The sequence below is a fragment of the Nocardia amikacinitolerans genome, assembly GCF_900215415.1.
GTDB classification, from domain to species: domain Bacteria; phylum Actinomycetota; class Actinomycetes; order Mycobacteriales; family Mycobacteriaceae; genus Nocardia; species Nocardia amikacinitolerans.
In genome coordinates this window covers 898,605-911,448 of sequence record NZ_OBEG01000001.1, presented here as the reverse complement: position 1 = coordinate 911,448, position 12,844 = coordinate 898,605, and the positions used below count along the sequence as shown (strand labels likewise).

The 12,844-nt window shown below is 67.0% G+C and carries 14 protein-coding genes; 4 read left to right on the top strand and 10 right to left on the bottom strand.

Annotation, left to right across the window (positions count from 1 at the left end; all coding sequences use genetic code 11):
* Positions 1–71: 71 nt before the first annotated feature.
* From CRP45_RS04310 to CRP45_RS04290, 5 genes are all read right to left on the bottom strand, one after another.
* Complete coding sequence (locus CRP45_RS04310) at positions 72–680, bottom strand: GTP-binding protein (protein WP_097243871.1); 609 nt, start codon at positions 678–680, stop codon at positions 72–74.
* Complete coding sequence (locus CRP45_RS04305) at positions 661–1,044, bottom strand: DUF742 domain-containing protein (RefSeq protein WP_097243870.1); 384 nt, start codon at positions 1,042–1,044, stop codon at positions 661–663. The genes CRP45_RS04310 and CRP45_RS04305 overlap by 20 nt, the downstream gene beginning before the upstream one ends.
* Positions 1,041–1,472 (bottom strand): roadblock/LC7 domain-containing protein, encoded by a 432-nt coding sequence (locus CRP45_RS04300; RefSeq protein ID WP_097243869.1) that lies wholly within the window; start codon positions 1,470–1,472, stop codon positions 1,041–1,043. The genes CRP45_RS04305 and CRP45_RS04300 overlap by 4 nt, the downstream gene beginning before the upstream one ends.
* A gap of 12 nt (positions 1,473–1,484) precedes the next feature.
* Positions 1,485–3,866 carry a sensor histidine kinase gene (locus tag CRP45_RS04295; RefSeq protein WP_097243868.1) on the bottom strand — a complete coding sequence of 794 codons (2,382 nt, stop codon included), beginning with the start codon at positions 3,864–3,866 and terminating at the stop codon, positions 1,485–1,487.
* Between the two features lie 64 nt (positions 3,867–3,930).
* Positions 3,931–5,064 carry a lactonase family protein gene (locus CRP45_RS04290; protein WP_097243867.1) on the bottom strand — a complete coding sequence of 378 codons (1,134 nt, stop codon included), beginning with the start codon at positions 5,062–5,064 and terminating at the stop codon, positions 3,931–3,933.
* 236 nt (positions 5,065–5,300) lie between these two features.
* Between CRP45_RS04290 and CRP45_RS04285 the strand changes: the two genes are divergently transcribed.
* Complete coding sequence (locus tag CRP45_RS04285) at positions 5,301–6,449, top strand: lactonase family protein (RefSeq protein ID WP_179830751.1); 1,149 nt, start codon at positions 5,301–5,303, stop codon at positions 6,447–6,449.
* Between the two features lie 76 nt (positions 6,450–6,525).
* On the opposite strand, the gene CRP45_RS04280 is transcribed toward CRP45_RS04285, so the two are convergent.
* Both CRP45_RS04280 and CRP45_RS04275 read right to left on the bottom strand, forming a co-directional pair.
* Complete coding sequence (locus tag CRP45_RS04280) at positions 6,526–6,897, bottom strand: nuclear transport factor 2-like protein (protein ID WP_245909884.1); 372 nt, start codon at positions 6,895–6,897, stop codon at positions 6,526–6,528.
* Positions 6,898–7,002: 105 nt separating this feature from the next.
* Positions 7,003–7,743 carry a GntR family transcriptional regulator gene (locus tag CRP45_RS04275; RefSeq protein WP_372508007.1) on the bottom strand — a complete coding sequence of 247 codons (741 nt, stop codon included), beginning with the start codon at positions 7,741–7,743 and terminating at the stop codon, positions 7,003–7,005.
* A gap of 102 nt (positions 7,744–7,845) precedes the next feature.
* Here CRP45_RS04275 and CRP45_RS33655 point away from each other — a divergent pair, with 102 nt between their 5' ends.
* Genes CRP45_RS33655 through CRP45_RS04260 form a run of 3 tightly spaced genes read left to right on the top strand, consistent with a single transcriptional unit; the run spans position 7,846 to position 8,591 of the window.
* Positions 7,846–8,073, top strand: a complete 228-nt coding sequence (locus CRP45_RS33655; RefSeq protein WP_179830750.1) for a hypothetical protein — start codon at positions 7,846–7,848, stop codon at positions 8,071–8,073.
* A gap of 24 nt (positions 8,074–8,097) precedes the next feature.
* A complete protein-coding gene (locus CRP45_RS04265) occupies positions 8,098–8,304 on the top strand; it encodes a hypothetical protein (RefSeq protein WP_097243864.1) in 207 nt (68 codons plus the stop codon).
* A complete protein-coding gene (locus CRP45_RS04260) occupies positions 8,301–8,591 on the top strand; it encodes a WhiB family transcriptional regulator (RefSeq protein ID WP_097243863.1) in 291 nt (96 codons plus the stop codon). Before CRP45_RS04265 ends, CRP45_RS04260 begins: the two co-directional genes overlap by 4 nt.
* Before the next feature lie 142 nt (positions 8,592–8,733).
* Here CRP45_RS04260 and CRP45_RS04255 read toward each other — a convergent pair whose 3' ends face one another.
* From CRP45_RS04255 to CRP45_RS04245, 3 genes are all read right to left on the bottom strand, one after another.
* Entirely contained in the window at positions 8,734–10,203 is a 1,470-nt protein-coding gene (locus CRP45_RS04255) for an MFS transporter (protein WP_245909882.1), read from the bottom strand.
* Positions 10,204–10,327: 124 nt separating this feature from the next.
* A complete protein-coding gene (locus CRP45_RS04250) occupies positions 10,328–11,284 on the bottom strand; it encodes an alpha/beta hydrolase (protein WP_245909880.1) in 957 nt (318 codons plus the stop codon).
* A 51-nt stretch (positions 11,285–11,335) separates the two neighbouring features.
* The gene (locus tag CRP45_RS04245) at positions 11,336–12,844 is read right to left on the bottom strand and encodes a sugar ABC transporter ATP-binding protein (protein ID WP_245909878.1); all 1,509 of its coding nucleotides are present in this window, start codon (positions 12,842–12,844) and stop codon (positions 11,336–11,338) included.

Below are 12,844 nucleotides of genomic sequence, written 5' to 3'. Positions count from 1 at the left end.
CAGGACTAGGATGCCTGCATAATATATTGTGCGTTGCCGCGTCGCTCTGAGTTATTGTGCGCCTTCACAATTCACATCGGGAGCGAGCGAACCCCGGTGGTACTGGCCATGATGTATTCGAACAGGCAGACCAGCACCTCCTTGCACGACGCGCGATCACGTGCGTCGCACAGCATGATCGGCACATGGGTCGGCACGCCCAGTGCGGCGCCGATTTCCTCCGGCGCGTACCGATCCGCGCCGTCGAAGCAGTTCACCGCCACCACGAACGGAATTCGCCGGGATTCGAAATAGTCCACCGCGGCGAAACTGTCGGCCAGCCGCCGAGTGTCGACCAGGACCACCGCGCCGAGCGCGCCACGCGAAAGCTCGGGCCACAGGAACCAGAACCGGTCCTGCCCGGGAGTGCCGAACAGGTAGAGAATCACGCGGGGGTTGATGGTGATCCGGCCGAAATCCAGTGCGACGGTGGTTGTTCGCTTGGCTTCGATGCCGCGCAGATCGTCCACAGAACTACTCAGCTCGGTGAGCTGTTCCTCGGTGCGCAGCGGGGTGATCTCGCTGATCGCGCCGACCATGGTCGTCTTGCCGACCCCGAATCCCCCGGCCACCAGGATCTTTACCGCCAGTTCGGTGGAAATGGGCGCCGAATCGCGTCCGTCAGAGGTTGCGTATGCCATCCAATACCGCCTGCAGTAGTTCGGGGTCGGCGCCTGCTTCGGGCCTCGGTGGAGATCGGAAGATCACATAGCCGGCCGCGATGAGGTCGCTGACCAGCACCTTCACGGTGACCAGCAGGAGTTTCAAGTGGGCGGAGATTTCGGCGATCGACATCGGCTGATGGCGGCACAGCTGAAAGATCTGGGCGTACTCGCGGTCGAGCTGGATCACGTCCGAGTCGTAGCCGACCGAGATCACGAGGGTCAGGATGTCCAGCTCCGGCAGATCCCTGCCCGCTCGGCCGCGGGTCAGCGCGAACGGCCGAACCAGAGGCCCCGGGTCGTCGTCCTCGTAGCCCCACACCTCGTCCGGCCCCTCACTCACGGCACTCGCGTCGACATCGAGGTTCTCGGCGCCGCGGACAAATGCTCACGCACTTGGCCGACGATCACGTTCATCTCGTAGGCGATCAGGCCGAGATCCACGTCGGCGTCGGTCAGCAGGGCCAGACACGCGCCGTGGCCCGCCTCGGTGACCAGGAGATAGCCGTCCTCCAGCTCGACCACGGTCTGATGCAGCGCCCCTTTGCCGAACCGTGTGCCCACTCCGCGTGCCAGGCTGTGCAGGGCCGACGACATCGCGGCCAGGTGCTCGACATCCTCTCGCTCGATTCCATCGGATCCGGCAAGCGCCAGACCATCGGCAGACAGGACCACCGCGCGTTCGGCGCCTGATGTCGTTGTCACCAGGTCGGTGAGCAACCAGTCGAGTGTGCCTGCCGGTGCCTGACGAACCATCATGTCCTCGTTCATGTTCTGACCGTTCTACGGATGGGAATGGGGTGGGCGGACGCGTGCCCGGCGCGTGCCGTTCTGCAGCGAACTCATCGCTGTTCGCACCGTCTCGGGCGCTCGGGCGCGTGCAGTCGCTCCAGGAGCCGCGGAGTACGAGTCCTCTTCTCCTACATCGGTACTGAGTTGGGGAGAAAGGTGCGTGAGCCGTTCCCGTCTGGGCAGGGCGGGCCTGCGGTCCATTTCGGCGCCCGGATGCCCGCTTAGCCTGGCCGGCGGCTCCTGCCTCGCCACGTGGCGGCCGCTGCGCCCCACGGGGTCGGCCCGGCGGACCGGCTCCGGTTCGGCAGGCGCCGGAAGCGGGTCAGGCCTTGGCGCGCCGGGCGACGTGGCGACAGCAGGAACCCGGTGTACGGCGTCGCGGGTGCGCACGGGTTCGACCGCTGCGGTCGGGTTGTCGTCACCGGCCTCGAGCACGGCCCACGGCACCAGCACGATCGCGCGCACGCCACCGTACGGCGATTCCTGCAGGGTCACCGAAATGTTATGGCGCGCCGAGAGTCTGCTCACCACGAAAAGCCCGAGATGACGATGTCCCGCCAGCGCCATCTCGTGGAACTGTGGTGGCTCGGCCAGCATCGCGTTGAGGCGTTCCCGTTCTTCGAAGGAGATTCCGAGTCCCTGGTCGTCGACCTCGACCACCACTCCCCTGCCGACCGAGTTGCCGTGCACCGCCACCGGTGCGTCCGGTGGGGAGAACGCGGTCGCGTTGTCGATCAGCTCGGCCAGCAGGTGGATGAGGTCGGCGACGGCCGTGCCGAGCACGCTCACCGCGGGCAGTCGGATCGCGCTCACCCGCGCGTACCCCTCGGTCTCGGACACCGCGCTGCGCACGATCTCCTCGAGCGCCACCGGGTTGCGCCAGCGCCGTCCCGGCGCGCGACCGCCGAGGATGAGCAGGTTCTCGGAGTTGCGGCGGGCACGGGTGGCCAGGTGGTCGAGCTGGAACAGCAGCTCGAGGTCTTCCGGGTCGTCCTGGCGGGCCTCAGCGATGTCGAGGAGATCGAGCTGTCTGCGCACCAGGGCCTGGCTGCGGAACGCGATGTCGAGGAACACCTTGTTGAACCCGTTGCGGGTACTCGCCTCGCCCACCGCCGTTTCGAGCGCGGTCCGCTGAGCGACGGCGAATGCGGCGGCCACCTGGCCGATCTCGTCGCGACCGCGGTCGACCGGGGCTGTCTCGGCCTGCGCGTCGACCTGTTCGCCGTTGTGGATGCGGCGGATGAGGTCTGGCAGCCGGTCGTTGGCGAGCTCGAGGCTGGCTGAGCGCAGGATGCGCAGGCGCCGCAACAGCCGATTGGCCAGCACCAGCGAACCCGACACCGCGAGGATCGTGACGACGAGCATGATGGCCGAGACGAAGAGCAGCTGGTCGATCAAACGGTCGGCCGCAGCACTTGTCGCGTCAACCGTCACCCGGAACTGATCGCGGATCACCGCGATCAGGCGGGTGTCGACCGCGCGTTCGGCAGCCAGCCATTGCTGCACCGGCATCGACAACTCGCCACGTTCGGCCATCTCGTCCTCACCCGTGGTGCCGACACGCCAGTCGGCGCCGCCGGTCAGCGAGCGGACGCTCGAGCGCACCGCCGTCGACAAGCGGGTGTCGACGAGGTCGAATTGTTTGCGGTAGACACCGATATGTTGCGCGAGTACACGCCGCTCACGCGGCGACAGACCGTCGGCCGCCGCAGTCCCCGCGGCCACGAGACTCACCACGCGCGAATGGCTTTCGGCCGCGCGCAGCAGGTCGATCGCGGTCATCTCGGCGTCCATCGTCGTGGTGTCGGAGGACTTCGATCGTGCGGATTCCTGGCCCGCCCCGAGCATGGCGGCGATGAGGTCGCTGAAGTACAGGTCGACGTCGCCCGCGGTCGCCTTCCTGCTGTCGACCGATTCCCGGATCACCTGCATCCGCCCGATGAGATCCGAGAGCGCCTGGATGGACTCCGCGCCGGTGTTCTGATCGATATCCTGTGCCGCCGAGGCGATCCGGGCGGTCTCGGCGATCGCGCGGTCGGTGTCGTCACGACTGGTGCGCAGTTCCGCGTCCGTGCCGGGCGCGTGATCCTGCGCGGTGACGCTGGCGAGTCGCTCCGCCTGGATCGACGTCACGAACCGCAGCAGCGGGTCGATCACCGTTCCCCGGTAGTCGGACCATTCCTTGACCGACTGCGCGCGGAGCCCGACCAGCGTGACCGCGACGGCGCCCGTCGCCAGCAGCACCAGGCTCGGAATCAGGGCGATCGCCAGCACGCGGGTCCGCACGCTCGTGCCGAGACGGGCACGCAAGGGGTGACGTGAGCTGCCGGGAGGGGTGTCCTCGACGCTCGGCTCTGCTTCGGCCGACGGCACAGCGGTTCTCCTCGGGTGGACAGGCGTGGATGTCGCGGTGGGCCGGACGGCCCACCGCGATGCGTCATCGTGCGGGGGTCAGGTGGGCGGACGGGCCATCGTGGAAGATCACGCCCGTGTCGACGGCCGGCAGACCCGACGCGGCGACGCTGCCGTCGGCGGCGACATTGTAGGTGTGCACCCTGGCCGTGCCGTTCACGGTGAGGGAGTCGATGACCCAGAGCTCGTCCTCGTCGGCGCTGAGCACCACGCGGCCGGGGATCGTGCCGCCCGGAGCGGGGTAGGGGGAGCCGGGCAGCGGCGAGAGCGCCCCGTCGGCACCGATGCGGAAACCGTCGACCTGGCCGCCGCTCGATGCGGGCACGTACATGCGTTTACCGTCGGACGTGATCGCCGAACCGTGCGGAGTGTCACCGGTCGGGTACGGCGAGCCCGGCGCGTCCGACAGGCTTCCGTCCGGTGCGATCACGTAACCGGACAGAGTGGCACTGCCTTCGTTGCTGATGTAGAGGTAGCGGCCGTTCGGGGTGATGGCGGGCAACGCGGGGCGCTCGCCCGTGGCCAGGGTGGGCCCGACCTGGGTGAGCGAGGCGTCGGCATTGATGGCGTAGCTTGTCACGGTAGCGCCGATGAACGTGCTCACGATCAGGTTGCGCCCGTCGGGGGTCACCTGCGGCAGGCTCAAGCCGCTCATCCCGGGTACCGGGGTGGCGGGCGCGCCGGTCGGGACGAGAACGCCGGAGGCGCTGATGTCGAAGGAGCGGACCTCGGTGGTCAGCGAGCCTATGGTCGCGAACAGGCGGGAACCGTCCGGGGTGATCGTCACGCCGATCACAGGGGCACCGAAATCCATTCGGCTGCCGTCGATCTGGTGCAGTGAACCGTCGGCGCCGAGGTCGTAACCGATGATCGAGCCCGAGACCACGTGCCCGGTGTAGACCCGACGGCCGTCCGGGGTGATCTCGAGAGTCAGCGAGCCGGTGTCGCCGGCGAACGGCGCGCCGGGCACCTGGGTGAGCGCGCCGTTGTCCTCGACCCGCAGGACGCTGATGTTCGAAGAACCGGTGCCGGTGACCAGCAGATAGCGTGGCGCGTCGCCGGCGGGTGCCGAATGCGCGAGAGCCGGGGACAGCGACAGCGCGAGCGCGGCGGCCACGCCTGCGGCGACACGTCGCGGTGTGAATGCGTTCCTGAGCATCAGGATGCGGTACCTCCGTGTATCGGGCAGGCCACGTCGCCTACCAGATTATGCACAATATAGTGTGCAATCTCACTTGGGTAGTCGATTTGAAATAGCGCAAAGAGATTCCCGTCCGGTTGTCACGGCACACAACGATGGTTGCCAGATCATACACAAAATGTGATCGTTCCGAGTTGTCGCGCGATCCGCCCCCTGCCGATCGTTGGCTTCGAATCTCATCGAGGAGATCACCGATGACTTCCTACTCCGCACCCGGCCGATCCCGCCCTGGGAGCCTGCTACTCCGTTGCGCCGCAGTGGCTTTCATCGCCATGCTGCTCAGCGTCGTCGGCTGGAGCACAGCGCCGGCCCCCGCGTCGGCCGCGAATTCCCGCTTCCTGGTGGTCGCGGGCACCGCGTCGATGGGCATCAGCGTCCTGCGCGTAGCCGAGGACGGGACATTGTCGAGCGTCCCCAACAGCCCGTTCCCGACCGGCTTCGGCGTCCTCTCGCTGGTGCTCGCTCCGGACGGGCGCACCGTCTACGTGCCGCACGCCGGTGACCTCGGCGTCTCCGGGTACCGCCTGGACGACAACGGGACGCTGCATCCGATCCCCGGCGCGGACATCACCGTCGGCGGCCCGCCGACTGCCGCCGCGCTCAGCCCGGACGGCACCCAGCTGTTCGTGGTCGGCGGAGCCCCGGGGCACGTCGAGTCCTTCGCGGTGACGCCTTCGGGCGCGCTCATCCCCACGGGAGCGCCGACGGTGCCGGTGGACGGTTTCAGCGCCGTCGGCATGGCGGCTGTCGACCCGAGCGGGCGCTTCCTCCGGGTGGTCACCTACCTCGGAAACACCATGTCCAACTACGCCATTGCCCCGGATGGCACGATGACCCCGCTCGGCGCGACCGAGGTGAAACTCGGTCCGGTGGCGCCAGGGTTCAGCCCCGACGGTCGATACCTCTACGTGAGCAACGAGTTCGGGTTCGACCTGTCCGGGTTCGCGATCGGCGCGAACGGAGAACTCGCGCCAACGCCCGGTTCGCCCTATCCGACCCACGGGGTTCCCCATGGTGCGGTCGTGACCGCCGACGGCACCCGCTTGTACGTCCCCAACGCCATGGGCGGGTCCATCGCGGGGTTCGACGTGCACGCGGACGGGCGGCTGAGCGAACTGCCCGGGTCACCGTACGCGGCGCCCGCGGCCACACTGCCCGGCCAGGTGGCCTTGCACCCCGACGGCAAGACGCTGTATCTCATCGATGTGCTCACCGCGCAGGTGACCACGCGGGTGCACACCTACACCATCCGGGTCGACGGCAGCCTCGCACCGTCCGGCCGGCCTTCGGTCGACACCGGCGTCGTCATGTCCGACGGGCCCGTCGTCGCCATCACTTCCTAGACCCCCGAAAGGGGCTGGTGCGGTGACCATCTCGGTCACCGCACCAGCCCCTACCATAGAGATCCCGGATTCGGGATCAGGGCTGAACGCCCATCTCCGGGCCGATGTACTCACGGACCCGCGCGGCCTTGCCGTCGCGGACCTCCACGATCTGGACCAGATGCAGCTTCATCTCCTGTCCGCCTATCGTCACCTCGGTGGTGCACTCGTGGAAGAAGCCCTTCTCGGTGTAGGTGACGCCGACGGAGACGAAGGTCGGGATGGGACCGTCACCGGAGCGCTCGTACACAGCAGCGACGGCGTCGGCCACGGAGACCCACTTGTCGTCGGCACTGTGCCACACGAGGCAATCCTCATGGCTGATCTCCTTGAAGAGATCGATGTTGGTCAGGGCCTTGACCCAATTGTTCGCGAGGTCCTTGGTGGCCTGATCGGGGGTGCTGCTCATCGTTGAACGGTGCCTTCCTGTCCGGTTCGCTGCAATGCTGTCCTGCGCCACCCATGCTGCGCGCGAACCGGTGGACCGAGTGTCCAACTTTCTGGACACTGCGGCCTAGGCGGTGGACTTCTCCGGCGTGGACCACATACCCTGTTTCTCCAGCATCGCGATGAGTTCGTCGGCCCCGGACATGATGTGATCTCGCATCAGACTGCTCGCCGTCTTCGCGCGACGCTTCCGCAGCGCCTCGAGAATGGCCGGGTGGAAATCGAGCGACTCGTTGGCATGGCCCTCGATGTTGCCGTAGAACCGGTTGGGCAGCTGCTTGACGATCGAGCGCAACAGCAGCGCGAGTCGACGGGAATCCGCGGCCAGGTTCACGGTGCGATGGAATTCGTGGCCGAGCGCGACGATGCGGTCGAGGTCGGCTCCCTCGGCGACCGCCTGTTCGTGCTCGGCGACCACATCGGCCAGGTGGGCGAGTTGTCGCGGCGAGATGGATTTCGCTGCGCGCGAAGCCAATTCGCCTGCGAGCGTAGCCTGTGCCCAGAACAGATCGCGCACGTCCTGCCTGCTGAACGCCGACACCATGAACCCGCGCCGCGGGACCAGTTCGACGAACCCCTCACCGCTGAGCAGCAAAAGGCCTTCACGCACGGGCGTGTTACTCACTCCGACCGCTTCGGCGATCGGTTCGGCGCGCAGGAACTCACCGGAGCGCACCCGGCCTGAGATGATCAGTTCCCGCACGTAGCTCGCGACGTCCTCGGACAACTGCTGACGCTGCGAAGTCACCCGGCGGGGCAACTCCCGCGGCGAGGAATCGGCGTTCAGTGGATCTTTGTCGTTCGGCACTTACGCATTATGCGGCCCCGAAGCACGATCGCGCAGCACCGGCCCTTGGAAAACGACGTCGGTCACCGGAGGGACGGGCGCACGGATGTGACATGCGCGTCGGTGACCGACGCCGTGGCCCGAGGCCCCCCGCAGGGATCAGAAGGGCCTCCCGAGTTTCCGGCCGATCGCGTGAAGGAGGCCTTCAAATATATTATGCTGAATCACGACCACGGAGGAGTGAAACTCGACGAACTCGTCACCACTCGCTATTCCCTCGATGACATCACGAAGGGCTTCGCCGACACGAATGCCGGTCGGAACCTGCGGGGCGTCGTCGTCTACGACTGATCCCAGCAAGTCGAAGGACCGATCATGAACGTGCTGATCGAAATGACCGCGTTGTGCCTGACCCGCCCCGCCCCCGGCGCGGATGCCCAAGCGCTCGCCGCCTGGTACGCGGCGAAAGCCCGGTTGCACGACCACCTGGCCGGCCTCGGTGGACCCGACAGCGCACGCGAACGCGAGCTCGCCGCGGCGGCCCACCGGCGCGCGGTCGTCGTCGCAGGTGATCCCGCATGAGACCGACACGTGAGAAGCCGTTGCAGCTGCCCGCCCCGCGCGCGGAAGCCTGGGCCTGGCAAATGCACGCCACCTGCCGCGCCTACGATGTCAACGACTTCTACGACACCGGCCATGAATCACGAAAGATGCTGGCCGCCAAGAAGATATGCGCGGACTGTCCGGTGCTGACCCGCTGCCGGGATCACGCGGTCGCCGCCAACGAGCCGCACGGTATCTGGGGCGGGATGACGCCGCGCGAGCGGGCCAGATACCGCTGGGTGCACTACCGGCCGAATCGCCTGTGACACTGGTCGAACACCGGCATCGACAGAGTTGTCCTCGGTAGCGGTGAGCGCACCCGCGCACCGCTACCGGGGCAGTACCGAATCGAGCCGAGATGGCCGACATCGACTGGCCGCGGCGGGCTTCGAAGACGCCGAGGAGGCGCTAGCGGGCAGGCTCGATGATCCCGCCCGAATCCGGGTCGGGGGCCTGCACTTGCGCGACCTCGTCGTCGACCGTCGAAGCAGGCATCAGGATCACGATGACGGCAGCGATCACCGCCGGCATCGCGAAGGCATAGAAGTTCCAATGACTACCCAGCGAGGAGCCCACCAGCCAGCCGCCGATGGACGGTCCGAGGATGGAACCGACGCGACCGAGTCCCATGCTGGCGCCGACGGCCGATCCCCGGCACGAGGCGGGGTATTTGGCCGCGACGTAGCCGTAGGCGAGGGAGCTGCTGCCGATGGATCCGAGCCCGGCGCCCGCCACCGCGACCATCAGCACCGCGGTATCGAGCTTGCGGCTCAGCGCCAGCAGAGACACTGCACCGATGAGGAAGAACAGGGCCAGGATTCGCCGAGACCCGTACCGGTCTGCGAGCATCGACCCGCCGACCATGCCGATGATGGCACCGACCTGCAGGACCAGCAGGAATTGCAGTGAGGAGCCGAGCGGGTAACCCGCCTTTCGCATCAGCACCGGCAACCAGGTGTTCAGGCCGTAGGTGATCACCTGGGCGCAGAAACAGACCAGGACGAAAAGCAGCAGCGACGGCAGATACCGGCGGGTGAGGAGCATGCGCAGCCCACTCGTGCTGTCTGTGCTCGCCGCAGCGTCGACCTGGATGCGCTGCTCGGCCCGCACCGCGTCGATGTCGAGGCCGTAGGCGCGGGCGAGCTCGGCCGCCTCGGCGTCCTTGCCGCGGGTCACCAGCGAGTTCACCGATTCCGGCAACCAGAAGTACATGGCGGGCACCACGATCACACACAGCGCGCCGACCCCGTAGAGCACGCGCCAGCTATTGTCGGGCAGCAGGGCGATCGCAACCAGTGCGGCGACGATGCCGCCGAAGGAGTAACCGGTCAGCATCATGCCGTTGTAGATCTGCCTGCGGTTACGCGGCGCGAACTCCATGGTCAGGGCGACCGCCGACGGGACGACGCCGCCGAGGCCGATGCCGGTGAAGAACCTTGCGGCGCCGAGGAATTCGGGCGACGTGGCGACCGCGCAGATCGCGCACCCGGTGGAGAACCACACCACCCCCGCCATCATCACCTTGCGGCGTCCGATGCGGTCGGCCAGCGGACCCGCGAGCAGGAACCCGACCATCAGACCGACCAGGGTCCAGCTGCCGATCAAGCCCGCAGTGCTCGCAGACATCTCCCATCCCGGCTCGTCGAGGAGACTCGGCACGGTGGCTCCGTAGACGATGAGATCGTAGCCGTCGGCCACGATCGTCAGAAAACAGAGCATGACCACGACGAGGCCACTTCGTTCACGTGGGACCGGACCACCCATTTCGTACTCCTTCGACGTTCCGCCGCGGCGACACCACTGAGCGCCGTAGGTCAGAATATCGCACAATATATAATCCTGAGTACACTTCAAGCCGACGGCCTTGGGCGCGACCACAAAGGCCTGGGAACCACCAATGGTTCCCAGGCCTTGCGTAACAGTATGTTCAGCCGTCAGCGTTTACCGGGCAGCATGACCGCGATTGCACATCAAATCTCCGGAAGGTGACGGAACCCAGGGATCAGAGGTTGGCCTTGAAGAACGGGGCCAGGGCATCCATGGCCCGGTCGACGTACTGGGGGCGGTCGTAGAGGCCCACGTGGCCCGCTCCGTCGACCAGCACCAGGTCGGTGTTCTTCGGCAGCCGCTTGTGCAGGGCTTCGGCCTGCCACAACGAACCAGCGGCGGAACCGGCGACCAGCAGTACAGGCTGAGTCAGGAACTCGGCGCCGGCGAAGGCGTCGTAGTCGAAGATCCGGGTGACGCTGGCGGTGAACATCATCCGGTTGTCGGAATTCGGGTGCTGCGCGCGCGGGGTGCGGTAGTACTCGTGTGCTTCGACCATATCGGCGTGGGTGGTGTCGTCGACAGTCTCGGGCACGTAGGTGATCTCGGCGATCTCCCCGCCCGCGGCTTCGATCGCGCGCTGACCCGCGACGGCGTCCAGTGTGGCGATCTGCGCCTCCAGCGGCAGCGAGCCGTCCCAGCCGCGCCGGAAGGTGGCGCCGATGTCTACCGGGCTCACCGTGCCGACGGCCTTGATCCGGCGGTCGGACTTGGTTGCGTCGATCGCGTAACCGCCGCCGGCGCACACACCGAACGCGCCGATCCGGTCGGCATCGACGAAGTCGAGGGTCGATACGTAGTCGACCGCGGCGCGGACGTCCTCGACCCGAGCGAAGGGGTCTTCCAGACGGCGCGGAATACCACCGCTCTCGCCCTGGTGGGAGGCGTCGAAGGCCAGAGTGACAAAGCCGGCGGCGGCCAGCTTCTCCGCATACAGACCCGCGGTCTGCTCCTTCACGCCGCCGCCGGGATGAACACACACGATCGCCGGGTAGTACCGGTCGGCGGAGAAATTCTCGGGCAGGTACAGGTCGCCCGCCATAGTGACCGTGGCGTTCGGGAAGTCGATGTGCTGCACGATGATGTCCTCGGCTCGTCGGGGTTCTTTCCGGATGACATCAGTCTTCGTCATCCGGAAAGCCCCTGGCAGGACGACTCTGTTCCTGGGAAGGATCCTTCCCCCTCAGTGCACCGCCGCGAACATGAGCTTCGCGTCATCGGCCTCGACCGGATCGAACTCGGCCACGATGCTGCCCTGCTTGGCGACCAGGATCCGGTCCGAGAGCGCCCTGATCTCCGGCAGGTAGGACGAGATGACGATCACCGCGACACCGTCGTCGGCCAACGCGCGGATCATCGCGTGGATCTCGGTGATCGTCCCGAGGTCCACGCCGCGGGTCGGCTCGTCGATGATCGCCACCAGCGGCTGGCGGGTCAGCCCTTTGGCCAGCACCACCTTCTGCTGGTTGCCGCCGCTGAGCTCTTCGAGCTTCGCCCGGTCGGGTCGCAGCGTGCGCACATGGAAACGCTCGACGAAGCGCTGGGCCACGGTCTTGCGCTCCCCCGGCCGCACCAGCAACGGCAGACGTGGCGCGCTGCACAGGTGCCCGAAGTAGATGTTGTCGGCGATCGAGAAGTGACCGAAGAAGCCAGAGGCCTTGCGGTCCTCGGTGATGTAGACCAGGCCCGCGCGGCGGGCGTGCCGTGGTGTCCGGAAGCGCACCTTGCGGCCGTCGAGCCGGACGGTGCCGCCACGCAGACGCCGGCGCTTGGTCACCCCGGCGACGACCATCGCGGTCTCGCTGCGTCCGGCACCGACGAGCCCGTAGATGCCGACGATCTCCCCCGCGTGCGCGGAGAACGACATGTTGCGCACCCCCGGTAGCAGGGTGATGTCCTCCACCTCGAGCACCGGCGCCGGGTCGGGCTCCCGATTCGGCGGTACCCGTTGATATTCCACGCTGCGCCCTACCATCATGCGCACCACCTCGGCACGGTCGAAGGCCGGTTTGTCCAGCGTGCCCTGCACCTCGCCGTCACGCAGCACGGTGATGCGGTCGGCCTCTTCCAGCGCCTCGTCGAGCATGTGGGTGATGAACACGACCCCGATGCCCTGCTTCTTGAGCCTGCGCATCGAGAGGAACAGTTGCAGCCGTTCCTCTGGTGTCACCGAAGCGGTCGGTTCGTCGAGGATGACGACCTTGGCGTCACGGTGCACGGCGCGGGCGATTTCGACCATTTGTTTCTGCGCGATGCCGAGCGCACCCGCGGGTACCTCGGGCGGGATGTGGAAGTTGTGTGACTCCAGCACTTCTCGTGCCACCACATTGAGCTGGGAGAGATTGTTGAAGGCCTTCTCGGCACCGAGAAACAGGTTCTGCGCCACGGTCATCGACTCGACGAGCGATCCTTCCTGGTAGACCATCGCGACCCCGGCCTCGGCCGATTCCTTGGGGGTACTGAAATTGCGCATTCGGCCGGTAACGAGCAGGGTTCCCGCGTCGTGTTCGATCGCGCCCGAGATCACCTTCACGAGCGTGGATTTGCCCGCACCGTTCTCGCCGAGCAGGGCGTGGATCTCGCCAGGGGCGACCTCGAAGTCGACGTCGCGCAACGCGTAGGTTCCGTTGTAGTGCTTGCTGATCCGGCTGAGCCGGATCACCGGCTCGGCGGCGACGGCGGTGTCGCTCAC

Excerpts from the sequence above, each read along its gene's own strand:
- CRP45_RS04265 (WP_097243864.1), top strand. The coding sequence starts at position 8,098 with ATGAACGTGCTGATCGAAATGACCGCGTTGTGCCTGACCCGCCCCGCC.
- CRP45_RS04260 (WP_097243863.1), top strand. The coding sequence starts at position 8,301 with ATGAGACCGACACGTGAGAAGCCGTTGCAGCTGCCCGCCCCGCGCGCG.
- CRP45_RS04250 (WP_245909880.1), bottom strand. The coding sequence starts at position 11,284 with ATGACGAAGACTGATGTCATCCGGAAAGAACCCCGACGAGCCGAGGAC.
- CRP45_RS04285 (WP_179830751.1), top strand. The coding sequence starts at position 5,301 with ATGACTTCCTACTCCGCACCCGGCCGATCCCGCCCTGGGAGCCTGCTA.
- CRP45_RS04300 (WP_097243869.1), bottom strand. The coding sequence starts at position 1,472 with ATGAACGAGGACATGATGGTTCGTCAGGCACCGGCAGGCACACTCGAC.
- CRP45_RS04310 (WP_097243871.1), bottom strand. The coding sequence starts at position 680 with ATGGCATACGCAACCTCTGACGGACGCGATTCGGCGCCCATTTCCACC.
- CRP45_RS04280 (WP_245909884.1), bottom strand. The coding sequence starts at position 6,897 with ATGAGCAGCACCCCCGATCAGGCCACCAAGGACCTCGCGAACAATTGG.
- CRP45_RS04290 (WP_097243867.1), bottom strand. The coding sequence starts at position 5,064 with ATGCTCAGGAACGCATTCACACCGCGACGTGTCGCCGCAGGCGTGGCC.